22 protein-coding genes are annotated in these 20,237 nt (G+C 50.9%); 11 read left to right on the forward strand and 11 right to left on the reverse strand.

The window, feature by feature from the left end; all coding sequences use genetic code 11:
- Window positions 1-3: 3 nt before the first annotated feature.
- Window positions 4-1,287, reverse strand: coding sequence for a murein hydrolase activator EnvC (gene envC, locus LVQ79_RS18315; protein ID WP_232866007.1), 1,284 nt, complete (start codon window positions 1,285-1,287; stop codon window positions 4-6).
- 9 nt (window positions 1,288-1,296) lie between these two features.
- Window positions 1,297-2,844: a 2,3-bisphosphoglycerate-independent phosphoglycerate mutase gene (gene gpmM / locus LVQ79_RS18320; RefSeq protein ID WP_232866008.1), complete on the reverse strand. Its 1,548-nt coding sequence runs from the start codon at window positions 2,842-2,844 to the stop codon at window positions 1,297-1,299.
- Between the two features lie 245 nt (window positions 2,845-3,089).
- On the opposite strand from gpmM, the gene LVQ79_RS18325 reads away from it, so the two are divergent.
- The 5 genes from LVQ79_RS18325 to cysE all read left to right on the forward strand — a co-directional run bounded on the left by LVQ79_RS18325 (window position 3,090) and on the right by cysE (window position 6,268).
- On the forward strand, window positions 3,090-3,521 hold the full coding sequence (locus LVQ79_RS18325; RefSeq protein WP_134187649.1) for a rhodanese-like domain-containing protein: 432 nt from the start codon (window positions 3,090-3,092) through the stop codon (window positions 3,519-3,521).
- Window positions 3,522-3,545: 24 nt separating this feature from the next.
- Window positions 3,546-3,797 (forward strand): glutaredoxin 3, encoded by a 252-nt coding sequence (gene grxC, locus LVQ79_RS18330; protein WP_064515041.1) that lies wholly within the window; start codon window positions 3,546-3,548, stop codon window positions 3,795-3,797.
- A gap of 61 nt (window positions 3,798-3,858) precedes the next feature.
- Window positions 3,859-4,332, forward strand: a complete 474-nt coding sequence (secB, locus tag LVQ79_RS18335) for a protein-export chaperone SecB (protein WP_034461441.1) — start codon at window positions 3,859-3,861, stop codon at window positions 4,330-4,332.
- A complete protein-coding gene (gpsA, locus tag LVQ79_RS18340) occupies window positions 4,332-5,351 on the forward strand; it encodes an NAD(P)H-dependent glycerol-3-phosphate dehydrogenase (RefSeq protein WP_232866009.1) in 1,020 nt (339 codons plus the stop codon). The genes secB and gpsA overlap by 1 nt, the downstream gene beginning before the upstream one ends.
- A 95-nt stretch (window positions 5,352-5,446) precedes the next feature.
- Window positions 5,447-6,268, forward strand: a complete 822-nt coding sequence (cysE, locus tag LVQ79_RS18345; protein WP_151995376.1) for a serine O-acetyltransferase — start codon at window positions 5,447-5,449, stop codon at window positions 6,266-6,268.
- Here the strand turns inward: cysE and trmL are convergent.
- The 3 genes from trmL to cpxR form a co-directional block, all read right to left on the reverse strand.
- A complete protein-coding gene (gene trmL, locus LVQ79_RS18350; protein ID WP_064515046.1) occupies window positions 6,265-6,738 on the reverse strand; it encodes a tRNA (uridine(34)/cytosine(34)/5-carboxymethylaminomethyluridine(34)-2'-O)-methyltransferase TrmL in 474 nt (157 codons plus the stop codon). The two genes, cysE and trmL, sit on opposite strands and share 4 nt — an antisense overlap.
- A gap of 89 nt (window positions 6,739-6,827) precedes the next feature.
- Entirely contained in the window at window positions 6,828-8,198 is a 1,371-nt protein-coding gene (gene cpxA / locus LVQ79_RS18355; RefSeq protein ID WP_151995375.1) for an envelope stress sensor histidine kinase CpxA, read from the reverse strand.
- Window positions 8,195-8,893, reverse strand: coding sequence for an envelope stress response regulator transcription factor CpxR (gene cpxR, locus LVQ79_RS18360; RefSeq protein ID WP_034461436.1), 699 nt, complete (start codon window positions 8,891-8,893; stop codon window positions 8,195-8,197). The genes cpxA and cpxR overlap by 4 nt, the downstream gene beginning before the upstream one ends.
- A gap of 150 nt (window positions 8,894-9,043) precedes the next feature.
- Between cpxR and cpxP the strand changes: the two genes are divergently transcribed.
- The 5 genes from cpxP (at window position 9,044) to LVQ79_RS18385 (ending at window position 13,725) form a co-directional block, all read left to right on the forward strand.
- Window positions 9,044-9,556: a cell-envelope stress modulator CpxP gene (gene cpxP, locus LVQ79_RS18365; protein ID WP_232866010.1), complete on the forward strand. Its 513-nt coding sequence runs from the start codon at window positions 9,044-9,046 to the stop codon at window positions 9,554-9,556.
- Between the two features lie 124 nt (window positions 9,557-9,680).
- Entirely contained in the window at window positions 9,681-10,583 is a 903-nt protein-coding gene (gene fieF / locus LVQ79_RS18370; RefSeq protein WP_151995373.1) for a CDF family cation-efflux transporter FieF, read from the forward strand.
- 183 nt (window positions 10,584-10,766) lie between these two features.
- On the forward strand, window positions 10,767-11,729 hold the full coding sequence (gene pfkA, locus LVQ79_RS18375) for a 6-phosphofructokinase (RefSeq protein WP_064515054.1): 963 nt from the start codon (window positions 10,767-10,769) through the stop codon (window positions 11,727-11,729).
- A 152-nt stretch (window positions 11,730-11,881) separates the two neighbouring features.
- Window positions 11,882-12,871 carry a sulfate/thiosulfate ABC transporter substrate-binding protein Sbp gene (sbp, locus tag LVQ79_RS18380; RefSeq protein ID WP_232866011.1) on the forward strand — a complete coding sequence of 330 codons (990 nt, stop codon included), beginning with the start codon at window positions 11,882-11,884 and terminating at the stop codon, window positions 12,869-12,871.
- Window positions 12,872-12,966: 95 nt separating this feature from the next.
- A complete protein-coding gene (locus tag LVQ79_RS18385; protein ID WP_370639868.1) occupies window positions 12,967-13,725 on the forward strand; it encodes a CDP-diacylglycerol diphosphatase in 759 nt (252 codons plus the stop codon).
- A 44-nt stretch (window positions 13,726-13,769) separates the two neighbouring features.
- Here the strand turns inward: LVQ79_RS18385 and tpiA are convergent, their stop codons facing one another.
- Both tpiA and LVQ79_RS18395 read right to left on the reverse strand, forming a co-directional pair.
- Window positions 13,770-14,537 (reverse strand): triose-phosphate isomerase, encoded by a 768-nt coding sequence (tpiA, locus tag LVQ79_RS18390; RefSeq protein ID WP_064515060.1) that lies wholly within the window; start codon window positions 14,535-14,537, stop codon window positions 13,770-13,772.
- Window positions 14,538-14,646: 109 nt separating this feature from the next.
- Complete coding sequence (locus LVQ79_RS18395) at window positions 14,647-15,213, reverse strand: DUF1454 family protein (protein WP_151995423.1); 567 nt, start codon at window positions 15,211-15,213, stop codon at window positions 14,647-14,649.
- Between the two features lie 147 nt (window positions 15,214-15,360).
- Between LVQ79_RS18395 and LVQ79_RS18400 the strand changes: the two genes are divergently transcribed.
- Window positions 15,361-15,780: a DUF805 domain-containing protein gene (locus LVQ79_RS18400; RefSeq protein WP_034461428.1), complete on the forward strand. Its 420-nt coding sequence runs from the start codon at window positions 15,361-15,363 to the stop codon at window positions 15,778-15,780.
- 2 nt (window positions 15,781-15,782) lie between these two features.
- Here the strand turns inward: LVQ79_RS18400 and fpr are convergent, their stop codons facing one another.
- The 4 genes from fpr to LVQ79_RS18420 form a co-directional block, all read right to left on the reverse strand.
- Entirely contained in the window at window positions 15,783-16,529 is a 747-nt protein-coding gene (fpr, locus tag LVQ79_RS18405) for a ferredoxin--NADP(+) reductase (RefSeq protein ID WP_154154153.1), read from the reverse strand.
- Between the two features lie 101 nt (window positions 16,530-16,630).
- Complete coding sequence (glpX, locus tag LVQ79_RS18410; RefSeq protein ID WP_064515066.1) at window positions 16,631-17,641, reverse strand: class II fructose-bisphosphatase; 1,011 nt, start codon at window positions 17,639-17,641, stop codon at window positions 16,631-16,633.
- Between the two features lie 95 nt (window positions 17,642-17,736).
- Window positions 17,737-19,251 carry a glycerol kinase GlpK gene (gene glpK, locus LVQ79_RS18415; RefSeq protein ID WP_232866014.1) on the reverse strand — a complete coding sequence of 505 codons (1,515 nt, stop codon included), beginning with the start codon at window positions 19,249-19,251 and terminating at the stop codon, window positions 17,737-17,739.
- Window positions 19,252-19,272: 21 nt separating this feature from the next.
- Entirely contained in the window at window positions 19,273-20,124 is an 852-nt protein-coding gene (locus LVQ79_RS18420; RefSeq protein ID WP_232866015.1) for an MIP/aquaporin family protein, read from the reverse strand.
- Window positions 20,125-20,237: the final 113 nt, after the last annotated feature.

Raw genomic sequence — 20,237 nt, forward strand, 5'->3', positions numbered from 1 at the left:
AACTTATCTTCCCAACCACGGTTGTGGATTGACTGCCTGGCCCTGGCGGCGAATTTCGAAATAAAGTGACGGGCGGCCCTGACCACCACTGTTACCCACCAGAGCAATAGCCTGGCCGGCGCGAACTTGTGTTCCAACATTAACCAACGCGCTTTGGTTGTAACCGTACAAACTCATATCGCCTTTGCCGTGTTCAACCACGACAACGAGGCCGTAACCCTGCAACCAGTCGGCAAGAATTACGCGTCCATCGGCAATGGCTTTAACTTCAGTGCCTTCACCGGCGGCGATAACAATCCCTTTCCAACGTAGTTCACCCTGGAGCTGTTCGCCATAACGATGAAGGATTGAACCGCGGACCGGCCAGAAAGCTTGCCCACGAGCGGCACCCAAACCACCTGTACGTGAAATCAGCGAGCGTTCACTTTCGGTCGGTTTGTAAGTACTGCCTTTGCTGCTCGCTTCTTTTTGGCGATCGCGAACCTGTTCAGCTTCGCGAGCTTCTTTTTCTGCTCGAGCCTTAGCTGCGGCTTCTGCACGGGCAATTTGCCCCTGCAAGCGGGATTGGTTCTGGCGCATTTCGCTCAGCTTTTGCTGATCTTGCTGCAAAGAAGATTCGAGAGTGGATAGCGTCTTTTTGCGCTCGTTACGGGCACTTTCCAGCCTGGTTTGCTGGGCTTGCTGTTCGTAGAGCAATGTCTGTTGTTCGGTTTGCTTCGACTCAAGACTCGCTTTTTGCTCGTCAACTTCCGCTTTGGTTTGCTTAAGGTTCTCGATAGTTTCCTGACGCGCTGCGTTCAGGTAACCAAAATAGGCCTGCAAGCGTTGCCCGCGCTGGCTTTCTTCACCGCTTAAAATCAGCTGAATGCCGGTGTGTTGACCCTGACGGAAAGAAGCGTCGAGTTGTGCGGCCAGATTGCGTTCCTGCGAGGCCTGCTGCTTTTGCAGTTTCGCGAGGGAAGCATTCATGGTGTCGATTTGGCGGTTGAGTTCGGCAAGCGTGTTTTGCGTATCGCGCAGCTTGCGGCTGGCTTCGGCGATAGCTTTTTCTTGTGCCTGGAGTTGAGCGAGTAATGTAGAGCGTTGTTGCTGTTGCTGGCGTACCGCACGTTCTTGAGTAGCAATATCCTGCTGGATAGATTTTAACTCGGCGCGATCGTCGGCGTGGCTGATCATGGGGCATAACAATACGCCAGCGCTTAACACGCTGGCGTACATCATAGGCCTGACTGAAAACAGCTTCGTTTTCACGGCCCATGTTATTGAAAAAATCGCCTTTCCCCTCATGGGGAGGGATTATTCCACGATGAACAGCGGCTTGCCAGTCATCTCTTGCGGGATTTCCATACCCATCAGGCTCAACATAGTTGGTGCGATATCAGAAAGCTTGCCGCCTTCTACCGCTTTCACACTACGGTCACCCACATAAATCAATGGAACAGGCAGGCTGGTGTGCGCGGTGTGCGCCTGGCCAGTTGCCGGGTCAGCCATCTGCTCTGCGTTACCGTGGTCAGCGGTGATCAGCAATTGCCCACCGACGTTTTCAACCGCAGTAACAACCTGCGCGATACAGTTATCCAGCGCTTCAATGGCTGCAATCGCCGCTTCGTAAACACCGGTGTGACCCACCATATCGCCATTTGGATAGTTACAAATGATGGTGTCGTACTTGCCGCTGTTAATCGCTGCCAGCAGTTTTTCGGTCAGTTCTGCGGAACTCATTTCCGGTTGCATGTCATAAGTCGCAACTTTCGGAGAGTTAATCAGAATGCGGTCTTCGCCAGCGAATGGCTCTTCAACGCCACCGTTATAGAAGAAGGTAACGTGAGCATATTTTTCAGTTTCGGAGATGCGCAACTGAGTTTTATCGTGCTTCGCCATCCACTCGCCAAAGGTATTGGTCAGTGAAGCTGGTGGATAAGCGCAAGCGGCTTTGATGTCTGCTGCATATTCGGTCAGCATCACGAAATCGCCGAAGTTAACCACTTTCTTACGAGCGAAACCGTCGAAGTCAGCGTTAACGAAAGTGCGGGTAATTTGACGTGCACGGTCGGCGCGGAAGTTCATGAAGATCAGCGCGTCGCCGTCGTTCATTGCAGCGTCAGCTTCGCCTTCTGCACGAATCACAGTCGGTTTAACGAATTCATCGTTCTCATCGCGAGCGTAAGCTGCTTCCAGACCCGCAACAGCGGTTTCTGCCTGGTATTCGCCTTGAGCCAGAGTCAGCAGGTCGTAAGCCAGTTCAACGCGATCCCAACGGTTGTCGCGGTCCATAGCGTAGTAACGGCCAATCAGGGACGCAACGCGGCCTTTGCCCAGCGCGGCAAACTTGTCGGCAAACTTCTTCAGAGAGGATTCAGCGCTGCGTGGCGGGGTATCGCGACCATCCAGGAATGCGTGCAGGTAGATTGCTTCAGCACCTCGTTCTGCTGCCAGTTCAATCATCGCCAGAATATGTTCTTCGTGGCTGTGAACGCCACCGGCTGATGCCAGGCCCATGATGTGAACCGCTTTGCCAGCGGCAACGGCTTTGTCTACAGCTGCAGTCAGCGTTGGGTTGGCAAAGAAAGTACGTTCTTTAATTTCAACATCCAGACGAGTCAAGTCCTGGTAAACAATGCGGCCTGCGCCGAGGTTTACGTGGCCAACTTCGGAGTTACCCATTTGGCCTTCTGGCAGACCGACTTCCAGGCCAGATGCGTTGATCAAAGTATGCGGACGCTGGGCCCACAGGCTATCCATAACCGGGGTTTTAGCATTCAGAATAGCGTTATCCTGCTGCTCTTCGCGGTGACCATAACCATCCAGAATCACCAGAACCATAGGTTTTTTAGTAACTGACATTGCGACAACCTCTAAGTCAAAGACAAAATTTGCGTAATTTTACTACAGGCTGCGGGGTAAATAGCCGCAGAAGATCAAAGAAAGAGGCTGGATTGTGATCGGTTTTACGTCGTTGCGGTAATTTTTTTCGTAACAGTCCGCAGAATCTACATTACCTGGCGCAGACTGGCTGTATTTGGCACAACGCAAATGTATACTCCTCACCTGGTTTTTTCATATTACTTAGTCGGGAGTTACACCCCCCCATGCAAGAAATTATGCAATTCGTTAGTCGCCATCCCATACTTAGTCTGGCGTGGGTTGGCTTACTGGCCGCCGTACTTTTCATGACCTTTAAAGGTTTAACCTCTAAAGTTAAGGTCATCACCCGTGGTGAAGCAACACGCCTTATCAACAAAGAAGATGCCGTTGTTGTCGACGTGCGTTCGCGTGATGATTACCGTAAAGGTCATATCGCTAACTCATTGAATGTACTGACCACTGATATTAAAAGTGGCAACTTCGGTGAGCTGGAAAAACATAAAGCGCAGCCTGTGATCGTCGTTTGTGGTAATGGTATTTCCTCTCAGGAATCAGCGGCGTTATTGACGAAAGCTGGTTTTGAAAAGGTGACTTTGCTGAAAGAAGGTATTGCTGGCTGGAGCGGGGAAAACCTGCCATTAGTTCGCGGTAAATAATGCTACGCACACTGAGGTAAAACCATGGCGAATATTGAAATCTACACTAAAGCAACCTGTCCATTTTGCCACCGTGCAAAAGACCTGCTGCAAAGCAAAGGGGTCAAGTTTCAGGAATTAGCGATTGATGGCGATGCTGTTAAGCGTGAAGAGATGATTAAACGCAGTGGGCGCACCACAGTGCCGCAGATTTTTATTGATGCACAGCACATTGGTGGTTGCGATGACTTGTATGCACTCGACGCTCGTGGTGGACTCGATCCCCTGCTGCGCTAGTGCAGTTCCTTTGTCGCTTACTGCTGTTTAAAGGACGTATTAATTTTTTAAGGGTTTAACAATGTCAGAACAAAACAACACAGAAATGGCTTTCCAGATTCAGCGTGTCTACACCAAGGACATCTCTTTCGAAGCACCAAATGCACCACACGTATTCCAGAAAGACTGGCAGCCTGAAGTGAAGCTGGATCTCGATACTGCTTCAAGCCAACTGGCAGACGACGTTTATGAAGTTGTGTTGCGTGTAACCGTGACCGCAACACTGGGTGAAGACACTGCGTTCCTGTGTGAAGTTCAGCAGGCTGGTATCTTCTCCATCGGTGGGATCGAAGGTCCGCAGATGGCCCATTGCCTGGGTGCGTACTGCCCGAACATTCTGTTCCCTTATGCACGTGAAGCAATCACTAGCCTGGTTTCTCGTGGCACCTTCCCGCAGCTGAACCTTGCACCGGTTAACTTCGATGCGCTGTTCATGAGCTATCTGCAGCAGCAATCTGGCGAAGGCGAAGGTGCTGAAAACCATCAGGATGCCTGATGAACAGCCTTAATGCTTCAATGACTGTGATCGGTGCCGGCTCGTACGGCACCGCTCTTGCCATCACACTGGCGCGTAATGGTCACCACGTTGTTCTGTGGGGCCATGACCCTAAACACCTTGCTGTATTGCAGGCCGACCGCTGTAATGCCGCGTTTCTTCCTGACGTACCTTTCCCTGACACTCTTCACCTTGAAAGCGACTTAGCGAAAGCTTTGGCGGCCAGCCGTAATATTCTGGTAGTGGTGCCGAGCCATGTATTTGGCGAAGTGCTGCGTCAAATTAAACCGCTGATGCGTGCTGATGCTCGTATAGTCTGGGCGACTAAAGGTCTGGAAGCGGAAACCGGTCGTCTGTTGCAAGACGTGGCGCGTGAAGCGTTAGGGGATGATATTCCTCTGGCGGTGATCTCCGGCCCTACGTTTGCCAAAGAGCTGGCCGCTGGTTTACCAACGGCAATTGCGCTGGCAGCAACCGACGAAACCTTCGCTCAGGATCTCCAGCAATTGCTGCACTGCGGCAAAAGCTTCCGTGTTTACAGCAACCCGGATTTCATCGGCGTGCAGTTGGGCGGTGCGGTGAAGAACGTGATTGCGATTGGCGCGGGCATGTCTGACGGTATTGGCTTCGGTGCGAATGCTCGTACGGCGCTAATCACTCGCGGTCTTGCGGAAATGACACGTCTTGGTAGTGCTTTAGGTGCCGACCCGGAAACATTTATGGGAATGGCTGGTTTGGGCGATTTGGTCCTGACGTGTACCGATAACCAGTCACGTAACCGTCGCTTTGGCATGGCGCTGGGGCAGGGTGCGGATGTGGATTCGGCACAGCAGAAAATCGGCCAGGTAGTTGAAGGTTATCGCAACACCAAAGAAGTGCGGGAGTTGGCGGCGCGTTTTGGCGTTGAAATGCCAATAACCGAGGAAATTTATCAGGTATTGTATTGCGGAAAAAACGCTCGCGAGGCAGCATTGACGTTGCTGGGTCGAACGCGCAAGGATGAACGGAACTCAGGCTAAAAAAATAGCTACGACTTGATGGAACAACACAACCGCAATAACTGAAGCGTTCCGGTACTTTGTGCCGGGCGCTGTTTTTCTGTCTGGAGAGAGCAATGTCGTCTGAAGAACTGGATCTGGTGTGGAGCAACATTAAAGCCGAAGCGCGAGCGCTTGCCGATTGTGAACCGATGTTGGCCAGTTTTTACCACGCAACTCTCCTCAAGCACGAAAACCTGGGCAGTGCGCTGAGCTACATGCTCGCCAACAAGCTCGCCTCCCCGATTATGCCAGCCATTGCGATTCGTGAAGTTGTCGAAGAAGCCTATGCGGCAGAACCTCAGATGATTGCCTCCGCTGCCTGTGACATTCAGGCCGTGCGCACCCGTGACCCGGCAGTCGATAAATATTCTACCCCGCTGTTATACCTGAAAGGTTTTCATGCTTTGCAGTCCTACCGTATCGGCCATTGGCTGTGGAAGGAGGGGCGCAGGGCTTTGGCGATATTCCTGCAAAATCAGGTTTCGGTTTCATTTCAGGTAGATATTCACCCAGCGGCGAAAATTGGCTGTGGGATCATGCTCGATCACGCCACCGGCATTGTGATCGGTGAAACGGCCATCGTCGAAAACGACGTGTCTATTTTGCAGTCGGTAACGCTGGGCGGTACCGGCAAAACCAGCGGTGATCGACACCCGAAAATTCGTGAAGGCGTGATGATTGGTGCCGGGGCAAAAATCCTCGGCAACATTGAAATTGGGCGCGGGGCGAAAATTGGTGCGGGTTCTGTGGTGTTACAACCAGTGCCGCCTCATACTACGGCGGCTGGCGTTCCTGCGCGAATTGTTGGCAAGCCTGAAAGTGATATGCCTGCCATCGATATGGATCAGCATTTCAACGGAGCCAACAACGGCTTCGAGTACGGCGACGGAATCTAACTTCTCAGAACGGCGCCGGGATACCCAAGCTGGCGCCACGCTTCATACACCACCACCGATACTGCGTTCGACAAATTCATGCTGCGGCTATCCGGCATCATCGGAATACGGATTTTTTGCTCAGCAGGCAAAGCATCAAGAATCGTTGCTGGCAGGCCGCGCGTTTCCGGGCCAAACACCAAATAATCCCCATCCTGATAGCTTACTGCGCTGTGCGCAGGCGTACCCTTTGTGGTTAATGCAAAAATTCGTTGTGGGTTTTCCGCCGCTAAAAATGCGTCATAGTTGTGATGGCGATTAACGGCTGCAAACTCATGATAATCCAGCCCTGCGCGGCGTAGACGCTTATCGTCCCAGCCAAAGCCTGTCGGCTCGATGATATGCAACCGGAAGCCGGTATTGGCGCATAGACGAATAATATTCCCGGTATTGGGTGGGATTTCTGGTTCAAACAAAACGATATTTAGCATACTGCCCCCATAAGACCTGGCGCGCAGAATATCAATTTATGGCAGGAAGGAAAACAGGCCCCGAAGGACCTGTTCTTTATGGCTAAAAATTAACGATGATACAGCGGCAGCCAAAGCACTAACCGCAATCCGCCCAACGGGCTGTCATCGGCTTTCACCCAACCACGATGTTGCTGAACGGCAGTTTCTACAATCGCAAGCCCCAACCCAGTTCCACCAGATTCGCGATCGCGCGCTTCGTCTGTGCGATAGAACGGACGGAATATTTGTTCACGATCTTCCGGGCTGACGCCTGGGCCATCATCATCCACCGTGACAGTAATCCCTTTATTATCAACGGAGAAGTTGACTGCAATTTTCGTGTGCGAATAACGTAATGCGTTGCGGACGATATTTTCTAACGCGCTTTCCAGTGCGTTAGGGTTACCGTACATCAACCACGGGCCTGGCGGATAAGTCACTTCCAGCGATTTGCCCATCTGTTCGGCTTCAAAGGCGGCGTTATCCAGCACTTCGGACCAAATTTGATTGGCTTTCATCGTCTCGCTCGCCAGCGCGTTTTTCTGCTGGTTGCGGGACATCACTAACAAGTCGTTGATCATGCCATCAAGACGCTGAGCTTCCGTTTCGATGCGCTCCAGCTCCTTGCTTTCACCCGTTTTGCGGCGCAACAAAGCTGTGCCTAATTGCAAACGGGTTAACGGGGTACGCAGTTCGTGAGAGATATCAGACAACAACCTTTGTTGGCTTGTCATCATCCTTTCCAGTGCGGTAATCATCTGGTTAAAACTGGCTCCGGCGGCGAGAAACTCTTGCGGCCCGGATTCAAGTTCAGGATGCTGACGCAAATTCCCCTGAGCCACTTCATCCGCCGCGTTTTTCAACTTACGTGCCGGTTTTGCCAGGCTCCACGCCAGCCATAACAGCAGCGGTGAACTGACCAGCATCGTGACAATGAGTAACAGTAAAGGTCTATCAAACAGCAGGTTAATAAAATCAGACTGGGAATTACTTGCAGGGCGAATCAGGTAGAGCTGGTAGTTATCCTCACCATCACGTACAGCGAATGGCCCCACCAATTCTACGCGGCCGTATTTTTTCTTTTGCGGATGATCGGCGTTATCAGACTGGCCGATAAAGTTACGAATGATCTGCATTTCATTGCGCTGGGCGCCAATAACTCGCCCTTCGCTGGTCACGAGTAACAAACGCTGGCCCGGCGGTGCCCATTTATCAATGGCCCGGAACAAGCGACGCCACCACATCAAGTCGTTTGGTGGGTCGTTTTCAAGTTCCGCTTCGACATGCTGTTCAATCATGATGCCTTGACGTTGCTCATTCTCCATCAATTCGGTCATTTGACGCGAATCCAGCTTCGGCAGCATCAGCACTAGCATCAGCACTAAGGCCAGCGTCAACCAGAAGATGGCAAAAATACGCGCGGTAAGGCTACTTATCATGAAGCAGACACCATCAGGTAGCCGCGGCCACGTAATGTTTTAAACCACGGATGACCATCTTTGCGATCCGGCAATTTACGACGCAAATTGGAAATATGCATGTCGATTGCACGGTCGAAAGGTGTCAGGCGTTTACCCAGAACTTCCTGGCTTAAATGTTCGCGCGAAACCACCTGGCCCAGATGCTGTGCCAGCAAATAGAGCAGGGTGAATTCAGTACCGGTCAAATCCAGCGCTTGTCCATCAAAGCTGGCTTCCTGGCGGCCTGGGTTAAGGCTTAAACCGTCAACTTCGACAGTCGGTGAGCCACTGTCACTGTTTTGTTGCTGCTCACTCCAGTGTGAACGACGCAAAATAGCGCGTATACGAGCCACCAGCTCACGATCGTTGAATGGTTTAGGCAGATAGTCATCGGCACCCAGCTCGAGGCCGAGAACGCGATCCAGCTCACTTCCTCGCGCTGTTAGCATAATGACTGGGGTCTGGTGTGACTGGCGCAACTCTTTCAAAGTATCAATGCCATTTTTCTTTGGCATCATCACGTCGAGCAATAAAAGGTCAATGGTGTCATCAAGAAGTTCCAACGCTTGTTCGCCGTCGTGGGCAACAATTACGTTAAAACCTTCCATGTCGAGCAGTTCCTTTAACAGGGAAGTAAGCTCTCGGTCATCATCAACTAGCAGAATTTTATTCATTGTTAAATTACCTCCGAGGCAGAAATTACGTCATCAAGGCGCGCTAATCTATGACTTTACGTTGTTTTACACCCCCTGACGCTAGTTTGCAGCGGGAATCGTAGACTGAATCTCGTTGAATCGCAGCACAGATGATTTCAGGAGCAAGTGATGCGCAATGTTACCGCTGCCGTCATGGCCTCTACATTGACTCTGATAACCCTGGCGAGCCAAGCCAAAGAGTTACCGGCCAGCGATAACTGGTACCAGGGCGGTGAAGGTTTAGTAAAGCGTAATCACCTCCAGAGCCATATGTTCGATGGGATAAACCTTACCGAACAACAGCGCCAACAAATGCGCGATCTTATGCAACGGGCACGGCATGATAGCCCACCCGTGAATGTAAGCGAAATGGAGACCATGCATAATCTGGTCACCGCAGACAATTTTGATGAAACGGCAGTGCGTGTCCAGGCTGAAAAAATGGCACAAGAACAAGTGACTCGCCAGGTTGAAATGGCGAAAGTACGCAACCAAATGTACCGCTTGTTAAGCCCTGAGCAACAGGCCGTTTTAAATGACAAACACCAACAGCGCATGGATCAATTCCGTGAACTGGCGGACCTGCAACAGATGTCTTCGATGCAGGCACTGAGTAGTAGCAGTAAGCATAGTAACCAGTAACAAACCCTGTTTTCCTTGCCATAGACACCATCCCTGTCTTCCCCGCCTTAACAGGCGGGTTTTTTTTGCCTGAAGGTTCAGATGAATCCGCTATACTAGCCAGCAATCATTTGCTGGAGCCCCTATGAATCAACAATATGGGAAACTGGTCAGCCGTGCAGCAATCGCCGCAACGGTAATGGCATCATTGTTACTTTTGATCAAGATTTTCGCCTGGTGGTATACCGGTTCGGTCAGTATTCTGGCGGCATTGGTGGATTCGCTGGTGGACATTGCTGCGTCGCTGACTAACCTTCTTGTCGTACGTTACTCACTGCAACCGGCGGATGAAGAGCATACCTTTGGCCATGGCAAAGCGGAATCGCTGGCAGCACTCGCGCAAAGTATGTTTATTTCAGGTTCTGCACTATTCCTTTTTTTGACGGGGATCCAACATTTAGCTGAACCGTCACAGATGAAACAACCTTTAGTTGGCGTCGTAGTCACGGTCATTGCATTATTCAGCACGTTAATACTTGTGACCTTCCAGCGCTGGGTTGTGAGAAAGACGCAAAGTCAGGCCGTTCGGGCAGATATGCTTCATTATCAGTCTGATGTTATGATGAACGGAGCAATTCTCGTTGCATTGGCGTTGTCCTGGTATGGCTGGCACCGTGCGGATTCGATCTTTGCTTTAGGTATTGGCGTCTATATTTTATATAACGCGATTCGAATGGGGCATGAAGCCGTACAATCTCTTTTGGACCGTGCTTTACCGGATGATGAACGTCAGGCAATTATTGATATCATCAATGCATGGCCAGGGGTCAAAGGGGCGCATGACTTACGTACGCGGCAGTCAGGGCCGACCCGCTTTATTCAAGTCCATATTGAAATGGAAGACAATCTACCACTGGTTCAGGCGCATGTTATCGCCGAACAAGTGGAGCAAGCGATATTGCGTCGCTTCCCTGGGTCAGATGTGATTATTCACCAGGACCCCTGCTCGGTTGTTCCGACGCAGCAACAAGGGCATTTTGAGCTTTAATTTTTCGTTGTAAGGTCAGGCTGAACCGACGTTTTGTGGTTAAGATACCGGCATATGGCCTGACCTGAATCAATTCAGCAAGAAGCGGTTGTTATACTATTTGTAGCAGAGTCGACGCCTCGGCATGCCGCAGGCCGTTTCCGGCAACAGGATTAATTTGCATTCAAAAGTTCAGAGGTAGTCATGATCAAAAAAATTGGTGTGTTGACGAGTGGCGGTGATGCGCCGGGTATGAACGCCGCGATTCGTGGTGTTGTTCGTGCAGCATTGTCGGAAGGTCTGGAAGTCGTAGGTGTTTATGACGGCTATCTGGGTCTGTATGAAGACCGCATGGTGAATCTGGACCGTTATAGCGTGTCCGATATGATTAACCGCGGTGGTACCTTCCTGGGTTCCGCTCGTTTCCCGGAGTTTCGTGATGAGAAAATCCGTGAAGTGGCTATCGAGAATTTGAAAAAACGCGGTATCGATGCACTGGTTGTTATCGGTGGTGATGGCTCCTATATGGGTGCAATGCGCCTGACCGAAATGGGCTTCCCATGCATTGGTCTGCCAGGCACCATTGATAACGACATTAAAGGTACCGATTACACTATCGGTTTCTTCACCGCGCTGGAAACAGTTGTAGAAGCAATCGACCGTCTGCGTGACACCTCTTCTTCACACCAGCGTATTTCTATCGTGGAAGTGATGGGCCGTTACTGTGGCGACCTGACCTTAGCTGCGTCAATTGCGGGTGGTTGTGAGTTTGTTGTCCTGCCAGAAGTTGAGTTCAATCGCGAAGACCTGGTTGAAGAAATCAAAGCGGGCATCGCGAAAGGTAAAAAACACGCTATCGTGGCGATTACCGAGCACATCTGCGATATCGACGAGCTGGCTCAATATATCGAGACAGAAACCAAACGCGAAACTCGCGCCACCGTTCTGGGCCACATTCAGCGCGGCGGTTCACCGGTTGCTTACGACCGTATTCTGGCTTCCCGCATGGGCGCTTACTCCATCGAACTGCTGCTGCAAGGCCACGGCGGCCGTTGCGTAGGCATTCAGAATGAGAAACTGGTTCACCACGACATCATCGACGCTATCGAAAGTATGAAGCGTCCGTTCAAAGGTGACTGGTTGGATTGCGCGAAGAAACTCTACTAATTCACTAACAGTGAAAATTGAAGCCGGGGAAACCCGGCTTTTTATCGTTTGTTATATGCTCGATAGTTATAGCCAATCTTTTTTTATTCTTTAATGAATGGTTAAAAATCTGGCACGCTGCTTTCATCAAATCTGATTAAAGAGAGCGAACGATGAATAAGTGGGGAGTTGGACTTACATTGCTGTTGGCGTCAACCAGCGTACTGGCAAAAGATATTCAGTTACTTAACGTTTCATACGATCCCACTCGCGAACTTTATGACGAGTACAACAAGGCATTCAGTGCACACTGGAAACAACAAACCGGCGATAACGTCGTTATCCGCCAGTCTCATGGTGGTTCCGGTAAACAAGCCACATCGGTAATCAATGGTATTGAAGCCGATGTCGTAACCTTGGCGCTGGCATATGATGTTGATGCAATTGCTGAGCGTGGCCGTATCGATAAAAACTGGATCAAGCGCCTGCCGGATAACTCCGCGCCTTACACTTCAACCATCGTTTTCCTGGTGCGCAAAGGTAACCCGAAACAAATTCATGACTGGAACGATCTGATTAAACAGGGCGTTTCAGTTATTACCCCGAACCCGAAAAGCTCCGGTGGTGCACGTTGGAACTATCTTGCTGCATGGGGATATGCCCTGCATCACAACAACAACGACCAGGCCAAAGCTCAGGATTTCGTGAAGGCACTGTATAAGAACGTTGAAGTGCTGGATTCTGGCGCGCGTGGTTCAACCAATACCTTCGTTGAGCGTAATATTGGTGATGTGTTGATTGCCTGGGAAAACGAAGCATTGCTGGCGACCAATGAGTTGGGTAAAGACAAGTTTGAAATTGTCACTCCGAGTGAGTCTATTCTTGCCGAGCCCACCGTATCAGTAGTCGATAAAGTGGTGGCGAAGAAAGGAACGCAGGAAGTTGCTGCAGCTTACCTGAAGTATCTCTACTCATCAGAAGGCCAGGAAATTGCCGCGAAAAATTACTATCGCCCACGCAATCCTGAAGTCGCGAAGAAGTATGAGAATGCCTTCCCGAAACTTAAATTGTTCACTATTGATGAAGAGTTTGGTGGCTGGACCAAAGCGCAGAAAGAACACTTCTCAAACGGTGGAACCTTCGATCAGATTAGTCAGCGTTAAGTTTAAAGACGGCCCCGTTTGGGGCCGTTTTGCTTTTGAGTTCCCGCCGTTTGCGTTACGCTGAGCAACTCTCTCCAGCCCCTGAGGTTTCAATGCTGCGGTGTCGACGCACGGTAGTTGTCACTATATTCCTGTTGATTGTTGCCGCTATCGCCTGGTTTAGTCTGCGGCAATATCTGCATCACCCTGATGCGCTCTGGCGTATCGTCAGCCAGCAATGCGTTCCCAATCAGCAAAAAAACCAAAACCCTGAACCCTGCGCCAAAGTGGAATTAACTTCTGGATACGTGTTGCTGAAAGATATTCATGGCCCGCTTCAATATTTGCTGATGCCTACCGCGAAAATGAAAGGGATGGAAAGCCCTGAACTATTGCAGGCGCAAACCCCCAATTTCTTCTGGCTGGCGTGGCAGCAGCGCGAAATGATGAGTGTTCGCCGGGGGTCGCATGTGCCTGATGATGTAATTTCGCTCACGATTAATTCCACAAGCGGGCGAACTCAAAACCAGCTTCATATTCATATTTCTTGTCTGCGGGCAGATGTGCGTGGGCAGTTGAATCAGTATGCAAATACGCTGAGCAACCAATGGCAGGCGTTTCCGGAATCACTGGCGGGAAACCAGTACATCGCCAGAAAAGTGAGTGCGGCGGAGTTTTCGCAACGTGGCCCGTTCATCATGCTGGCAAACCAGGTTCCCCAGACTCGCGAACATATGGGGCGTTACAGTCTGGCGATGGCGAAACTGGCTGACGGGGATTGGGTCGTTTTGGCGACAGAGCGGAACTTACTGCGTTTGAACCTCGCATCTGCGGAGCAAATACAAGATCACGATTGCGGATTGCTGAAAAAATAAAGGCCCTGCCGGAGCAGAGCCTTAATATTTCTAAGCGAGAATACTTACGCTTGTTTCGCTTTTGCAGCAGCTTTAACGATAACGGCGAAAGCGTCAGCTTTCAGAGATGCGCCGCCAACCAGGGCACCATCGATGTCCGGCTGAGCAAACAGCTCTGCAGCATTTTTGTCGTTTACGGAACCGCCGTACTGGATGATCACTTGTTCAGCAACTTTCGCATCAGCTTTAGCAATGTGGTCACGAATGAATTTGTGAACTGCCTGAGCCTGCGCTGGAGTTGCAGATTTGCCAGTACCGATTGCCCATACTGGTTCGTAAGCGATTACAACGCCTTCGAATGCCGCAGCACCCTGAGTTTTCAGAACTGCGTCAATTTGACGTGCGCAAACTTCTTCAGTTTTGCCCGCTTCGTTTTCTGCTTCAGTTTCACCGATGCACAGTACTGGGATCAGGCCAACTTCTTTCAGGATAGCGAATTTTTTAGCGATCAGTTCGTCAGACTCTGCGTGGTAAGTACGACGCTCTGAGTGACCGATGATGATGTATTTAGCACCAACATCTTTCAGCATTTCTGCGGAAACTTCGCCAGTGAATGCACCAGACAGGTTCAGGTCAACGTTCTGAGCACCAAGAATGATGTGGCTGCCAGAAGCGGCGTGTTTAGCCAGATCCAGGTACATTGTTGGAGGAGCGATAGCAACGCCACAGCCAGCAACGCCAGCCAGTTCTTTGCGTAAGCCAGCAATCAGCTCGTGTACCATGTGCTTGCTGCCGTTCAGTTTCCAGTTACCCATCACCAAAGGATGTCGCATCTTAATTCTCCACAAGGTCAAACTAATAAAAGAATCGCTGCCGTTCAGGCAGCATGGTCTGTGAAACAGTATAGAGACTCAACAAGCGAAAGGCTTTGCTTTTTGTCATTTATTCGCCGTTGTTCAGTGTCTCAGATAGCGTCAGCTTAATCGGTTCAACTGCGAAGGTAAGCCCCTTTTCACCGTTATCCGCAACAACATAGCGAATAGCGCCATCAGTTTGCGCGTAATAACGTTTGTTCTTTCCATCGCTGAGTAATTTGGTGAGTTTTGCCACGCTTTGCGGTTTTGAAAGCGACGGGGTAAAAGTGCGAATCAGCGCTGACATGTATTCAGAAGCTTTCGCTCGCGCCGCTTTTTGCTCCGGGCCCTGAATCGGCAACCACGTTATCTGCATCGACTTTATTTTCAACGTACCGCGCTCAAGTGCCGTAGATGCGTAGAGATTTTCGTTTATTTTGCTGGCAGCACGCATCAGGTTTACTTCATCGGCGCTGGAGTCGATAGCGCGGAATTCATTGATCGGCAAAGACGGGTTTTCTGCGGTGAATTTTTCCCGAAACTGCGTAATGTTCATATCAAATGTTGGTGCACCCGCCAGTAAATATGGAGCGGCTTGCAGTGGTGAGGCGGAATCTGAAGGCGGGTCGGCCCAAACCACCGCAGCGGGTAGCATCAGTAAAGCCAGAGCTGCAAACAGATGTCTCATTGACAAATTCTCCTGTGAATTCTGCTTCCCGATTAAATCGGCATTCCGTTGGCTTGTCAAAACCCGGCATAGCCAGGGTACACTACGGCGCTAAACAATAAAATGGACCTTACCATGACCATACAGCAATGGCTGTTCTCTTTTAACGGACGTATTGGACGCCGTGACTTCTGGATTTGGATTGGCGTTTGGTTAGTCGCGCTGATCATTCTCTTCACCCTCGCGGGTGCTGAAATTATGCCTTATTCCACCGCCGGTTTCTTCTTATCGGGTTCTTTGATTCCGACTGCCGCTGTGATTGTGAAACGTCTGCACGATCGCAATAAGAAAGGCTGGTGGGCGCTACTGTTTATTCCGGCATGGCTGTTGCTTGCCGGAAATTGGGAAACATTCGGCACATTAGCGCAGTGGGGACTTGGGCGTTTTATCCCAACCTTGATTCTGGTGATGGTCATTATGGACCTGGGTGCATTTGTTGGCACCCAGGGTGAGAATCGCTTTGGTAAAGATACAAGCGAAGTGAAGTACCGCTAACACTACCAGTAGTGTTCAGCTGTCATATGGCCCGGTCGGCGGCGCAAATGTTTGGTCATCTGCCGGGTATCTTTCAGCAGCTGCTGCGTATCACGTACCATCTGCGGGTTGCCGCACAACATCACATGGCTAGTTTCGGTATTCATCGGCAGACCTACAGCCGCTTCCAGTTCACCGCTCTCGATAAGTGCAGGCACGCGTCCGGTCAATGAACCCGGAATTGATTCCCGGCTCACCACGGTCTGAATCCGCAATTTCCCTTCGTATTGCTGCTGAAGTTTTTGCATCAATGGCAAATAACTCAAATCCTGCGCATAACGCACGGCATGCAGCAAAACGATATTCTCGAAACGATCCAGGTCTTTGCCTTCCTGCAAAATCGAAAGATAGGGGCCTAATGCGGTACCTGTCGCCAACATCCATAAAGTCTGACAGTCCGGGACTTCATCCAGGACAAAGAACCCCGCGGCTTCGCTCACCAGCATAATTTCGTCACCGGGTTGCAGAGCATGCAGGCGTGGGCTGAGTTTGCCCTCAGGCACCGTGACTAGATAAAACTCAAGATTAGGGTCGCTCGGCGCGTTGACGTAGGAATAGGCGCGCTGCACGCGTTCGCCATCAATTTCCATCCCAAGCTTGGTGAATTGCCCGGCGGTGAAAGGGGCGACAGGCGCATGCACAGTGAGACTAAATAGAGCGTCCGTCCAGTTTTCAATCTGGATGACTTTACCTTTGACCCATTCCGCCATGATGTTCATTCCCCTCTGTGTCTATTGCCCTATCTTCACCAGAAAACTGTGAGATTTCCAGCCGGTTAAAGCTGGAAAGCTCATTCAGACAAACGGCAGTCTTACAGAATATGTGTTTGTACGTCTGGATCTTTGCGGTCGAGATAGTGAATAGATTTGATGCGGCGAATGGTGCGCGATTTACCACGAATCAGCAGTGTTTCAGTGGTCGCCATATTCCCTTTACGGGTAATGCCGTCCAGCAAATCACCTTTGGTGATACCGGTCGCGGAGAAAATCACGTTGTCGTTACGCGCCATATCGTCGAGTTTCAATACCACACCCGCTTCAATGCCCATCGCTTTGCAGCGCTCAAGCTCTTTCTCACCCATTACACGGTTTTCTTCGCTATCGCCTTTGACGTGGTGACGGGCCAACAGGCGGCCTTGCATGTCGCCATCCAACGCGCGAATAACTGCTGCGGAAATCACGCCCTCAGGTGCGCCGCCGATACCGTACATCACATCGACTTCGCTATCTGGCATGCAGGTCAGAATGGATGCCGCAACATCACCATCAGGGATGGCGAAAACACGCACGCCAAGTTTTTGCAGTTCAGCAATGGTGGCGTCGTGGCGCGGTTTGGCGAGAATGGTCACAGTGAGTTCACTCAGTGGTTTGTTGAGTGCAACAGCAATGTTATAGAGGTTTTCAGCCAACGGCAGATTGAGGTCGATAATGCCTTTAGCACCAGGGCCAACAATCAGTTTTTCCATGTACATGTCAGGTGCGTTCAGGAAACTGCCTTTATCGCCAACTGCTAAAACGGCCAGCGCGTTGGCCTGGCCCATTGCCGTCATGCGAGTGCCTTCAATCGGGTCAACGGCGATATCTACAGCGTCGCCCTGTCCGGTCCCGACTTTTTCGCCAATGTAGAGCATCGGTGCTTCGTCGATTTCCCCTTCACCAATCACAATCTGGCCGTCAATATTGACCTGATTAAGCATGATACGCATGGCGTGAACGGCTGCGCCATCCGCCGTATTTTTATCGCCACGGCCCAACCATTTATAACCAGCCAGTGCTGCAGCTTCGGTTACGCGGGAAAATTCAATCGCAAGTTCTCGTCTCATCACACACTCATTTAAGAAGCAGAATTGCGACCGAGTTTAGCACAGGCGGGGAGGGGGGATCCCCTCTCGGCATGGAGAGGGGAAGGGGGAGGCAATTAACTTTCGTCGTGGTCTTCCCACGCAAGTGCACGCTTAACGGCTTTTTTCCAGCCAGCGTAACGGACGTTACGTTCGGTTGTTTCGATACCCGGACGGAACTCTTTCTCGATAACTGCTTTCTCGCTTACTTCATCCAGATTCTGCCAGAAACCAACGGCCAGGCCTGCAAGATAAGCAGCACCTAACGCTGTGACTTCACGCACTTCCGGGCGCTCAACGCGGGTGCCTAAAATATCCGCCTGGAATTGCATCAGGAAGTTATTTGCGACAGCTCCGCCGTCTACGCGCAGAGCGTGCAGGCGAATATCAGCGTCAGCCTGCATCGCTTCCAGCACATCACGCGTTTGGTAAGCGATGGATTCAAGTGTTGCGCGGATAATATGGTTTGCATTGACGCCACGAGTCAGACCGAAGATTGCGCCACGGGCATACGGGTCCCAGTAAGGAGCGCCCAGACCGGTAAACGCAGGGACGACATATACTCCGTTGGTGTCTTTCACTTTCGTTGCGAAGTACTCGGAATCAGTCGCGTCGCTAATCAGTTTCATCTCATCGCGTAGCCACTGGATAGAGGCGCCGCCCATGAATACCGCACCTTCCAGCGCATAGTTCACTTCACCGCGTGGGCCGCAAGCAATAGTGGTCAGCAAGCCATGAGTAGATTTAACCGCCTGAGTACCGGTGTTCATCAACATAAAGCAGCCGGTGCCGTAGGTGTTTTTCGCCATCCCTTCTTTTACACACAGCTGGCCGAAGAGTGCCGCCTGCTGGTCACCGGCGATCCCAGCGATAGGAATACGCGTACCGCCTTTACCACCGATGTTAGTCTGACCGTAAACTTCGGAGGATTTACGCACTTCTGGCAGCATCTCACGTGGGATATCCAGCGCTTCGAGCATGCGGTCATCCCAGGTGAGATCGTGGATGTTAAACAACATGGTACGGGAGGCGTTGGTGTAGTCAGTAACGTGCACGCGCCCTTGTGTCATTTTCCAGATAAGCCAGGTATCGACAGTACCGAACAGCAGTTCACCACGGCGAGCACGCTCACGTGAACCTTCAACATGGTCAAGAATCCACTTCACTTTGGTGCCGGAGAAGTACGGGTCAACAACCAGGCCTGTGTTGGATTTGATGTACTCTTCCAGGCCGTCACGTTTAAGTTTCTCGCAGATTTCAGCGGTACGACGGCACTGCCACACGATGGCGTTATAAATTGGTTTGCCGGTCTCTTTTTCCCAGACAATCGCGGTTTCACGCTGGTTAGTGATACCAATTGCGGCGATTTGGTCTGAGTTAATATCGGCTTTAGCCAGCACTTCTACAAGTGTGGAGCTTTGTGTTGCCCAGATCTCCATTGGGTCATGTTCAACCCATCCTGCTTTTGGATAGATTTGCTGAAACTCGCGCTGTGCAACGCTAACAACGTTGGCATCATGATCCAGGACGACGGCGCGGGAGCTGGTTGTACCCTGATCGAGTGCGACAATATATTTTTTTTCGTGGGTCATAATTTTGTCCTGAAGTCAGTCTTACAAAGAAGCATTTTGTTGTGTGGATGCGCTAGATTTTTCTTCATCTTCAACACAAACATCACAAGGTAAATGGTGGCCAATCAGTTTACGGTAACCAAAGGCACCTAACGCCGCGCCTACAATCGGGCCAAATACTGGCACCAGGAAGTAAGGAATATCGCGGCCACCGGTGAAGGCGACGTCGCCCCAGCCAGCTAACCAGGCGAAAAGTTTCGGGCCAAAGTCACGTGCTGGATTCATCGCAAATCCGGTCAACGGCCCCATTGAAGCACCGATTACCGCAATCAGTAAGCCAATCAGCAATGGTGCTAATGGGCCACGCGGGATGCCATTGCCATCGTCAGTCAGCGCCAGAATAACGCCCATCAGAATGGCTGTGATCACCATCTCTACGGCAAACGCCTGCACCAGATTGATGTGTGGGTTAGGGTAGGTTGAGAAGATACCTGCCAAATCCAGGCTTTCCACACTGCCGCGTACCATGTGGTGCGTCTGCTCGTAATCCAGGAATAAATTGTAATACAGGCCATAGACCAAAGCTGCGGCACAGAACGCACCTGCAACTTGCGAAAGAATAAACGGCACCACTTTACGTTTATCGAAGCAGGCGAACAGGCAAAGTGCGATAGTCACCGCCGGGTTAAGATGTGCACCGGAAACTCCTGCAGTCAGGTAGATAGCCATCGCTACTCCCAAACCCCAGATGATACTGATTTCCCACTGCCCGAAGCTTGCGCCCGCGACTTTTAAGGCGGCGACACATCCGACACCAAAGAAAATCAACAACGCGGTACCCATGAACTCGGCGATGCACTGACCTTTCAAGGTTGATGGAGCTGTCTGACTCATAGTAGGGTCCTGAAGGCAAAATTAATGATTATTGTTTGTTCGGGCTTCCCTGCCGCGCAGGTGCCATGTAGGCATAGTGTTAATTTATCGTTAACGAACATAAACGAGAAATA

This window comes from Buttiauxella cochleicola (genome assembly GCF_021282405.1).
Classification (GTDB): domain Bacteria; phylum Pseudomonadota; class Gammaproteobacteria; order Enterobacterales; family Enterobacteriaceae; genus Buttiauxella; species Buttiauxella massiliensis.

What these genes read in the sequence shown, in the direction of transcription:
- envC (WP_232866007.1), bottom strand. Translation starts at nt 1,287, where the DNA reads ATGAGGGGAAAGGCGATTTTTTCAATAACATGGGCCGTGAAAACGAAG.
- gpmM (WP_232866008.1), bottom strand. Translation starts at nt 2,844, where the DNA reads ATGTCAGTTACTAAAAAACCTATGGTTCTGGTGATTCTGGATGGTTAT.
- LVQ79_RS18325 (WP_134187649.1), top strand. Translation starts at nt 3,090, where the DNA reads ATGCAAGAAATTATGCAATTCGTTAGTCGCCATCCCATACTTAGTCTG.
- grxC (WP_064515041.1), top strand. Translation starts at nt 3,546, where the DNA reads ATGGCGAATATTGAAATCTACACTAAAGCAACCTGTCCATTTTGCCAC.
- secB (WP_034461441.1), top strand. Translation starts at nt 3,859, where the DNA reads ATGTCAGAACAAAACAACACAGAAATGGCTTTCCAGATTCAGCGTGTC.
- gpsA (WP_232866009.1), top strand. Translation starts at nt 4,332, where the DNA reads ATGAACAGCCTTAATGCTTCAATGACTGTGATCGGTGCCGGCTCGTAC.
- cysE (WP_151995376.1), top strand. Translation starts at nt 5,447, where the DNA reads ATGTCGTCTGAAGAACTGGATCTGGTGTGGAGCAACATTAAAGCCGAA.
- trmL (WP_064515046.1), bottom strand. Translation starts at nt 6,738, where the DNA reads ATGCTAAATATCGTTTTGTTTGAACCAGAAATCCCACCCAATACCGGG.
- cpxA (WP_151995375.1), bottom strand. Translation starts at nt 8,198, where the DNA reads ATGATAAGTAGCCTTACCGCGCGTATTTTTGCCATCTTCTGGTTGACG.
- cpxR (WP_034461436.1), bottom strand. Translation starts at nt 8,893, where the DNA reads ATGAATAAAATTCTGCTAGTTGATGATGACCGAGAGCTTACTTCCCTG.
- cpxP (WP_232866010.1), top strand. Translation starts at nt 9,044, where the DNA reads ATGCGCAATGTTACCGCTGCCGTCATGGCCTCTACATTGACTCTGATA.
- fieF (WP_151995373.1), top strand. Translation starts at nt 9,681, where the DNA reads ATGAATCAACAATATGGGAAACTGGTCAGCCGTGCAGCAATCGCCGCA.
- pfkA (WP_064515054.1), top strand. Translation starts at nt 10,767, where the DNA reads ATGATCAAAAAAATTGGTGTGTTGACGAGTGGCGGTGATGCGCCGGGT.
- sbp (WP_232866011.1), top strand. Translation starts at nt 11,882, where the DNA reads ATGAATAAGTGGGGAGTTGGACTTACATTGCTGTTGGCGTCAACCAGC.
- tpiA (WP_064515060.1), bottom strand. Translation starts at nt 14,537, where the DNA reads ATGCGACATCCTTTGGTGATGGGTAACTGGAAACTGAACGGCAGCAAG.
- LVQ79_RS18395 (WP_151995423.1), bottom strand. Translation starts at nt 15,213, where the DNA reads ATGCTACCCGCTGCGGTGGTTTGGGCCGACCCGCCTTCAGATTCCGCC.
- LVQ79_RS18400 (WP_034461428.1), top strand. Translation starts at nt 15,361, where the DNA reads ATGACCATACAGCAATGGCTGTTCTCTTTTAACGGACGTATTGGACGC.
- fpr (WP_154154153.1), bottom strand. Translation starts at nt 16,529, where the DNA reads ATGGCGGAATGGGTCAAAGGTAAAGTCATCCAGATTGAAAACTGGACG.
- glpX (WP_064515066.1), bottom strand. Translation starts at nt 17,641, where the DNA reads ATGAGACGAGAACTTGCGATTGAATTTTCCCGCGTAACCGAAGCTGCA.
- glpK (WP_232866014.1), bottom strand. Translation starts at nt 19,251, where the DNA reads ATGACCCACGAAAAAAAATATATTGTCGCACTCGATCAGGGTACAACC.
- LVQ79_RS18420 (WP_232866015.1), bottom strand. Translation starts at nt 20,124, where the DNA reads ATGAGTCAGACAGCTCCATCAACCTTGAAAGGTCAGTGCATCGCCGAG.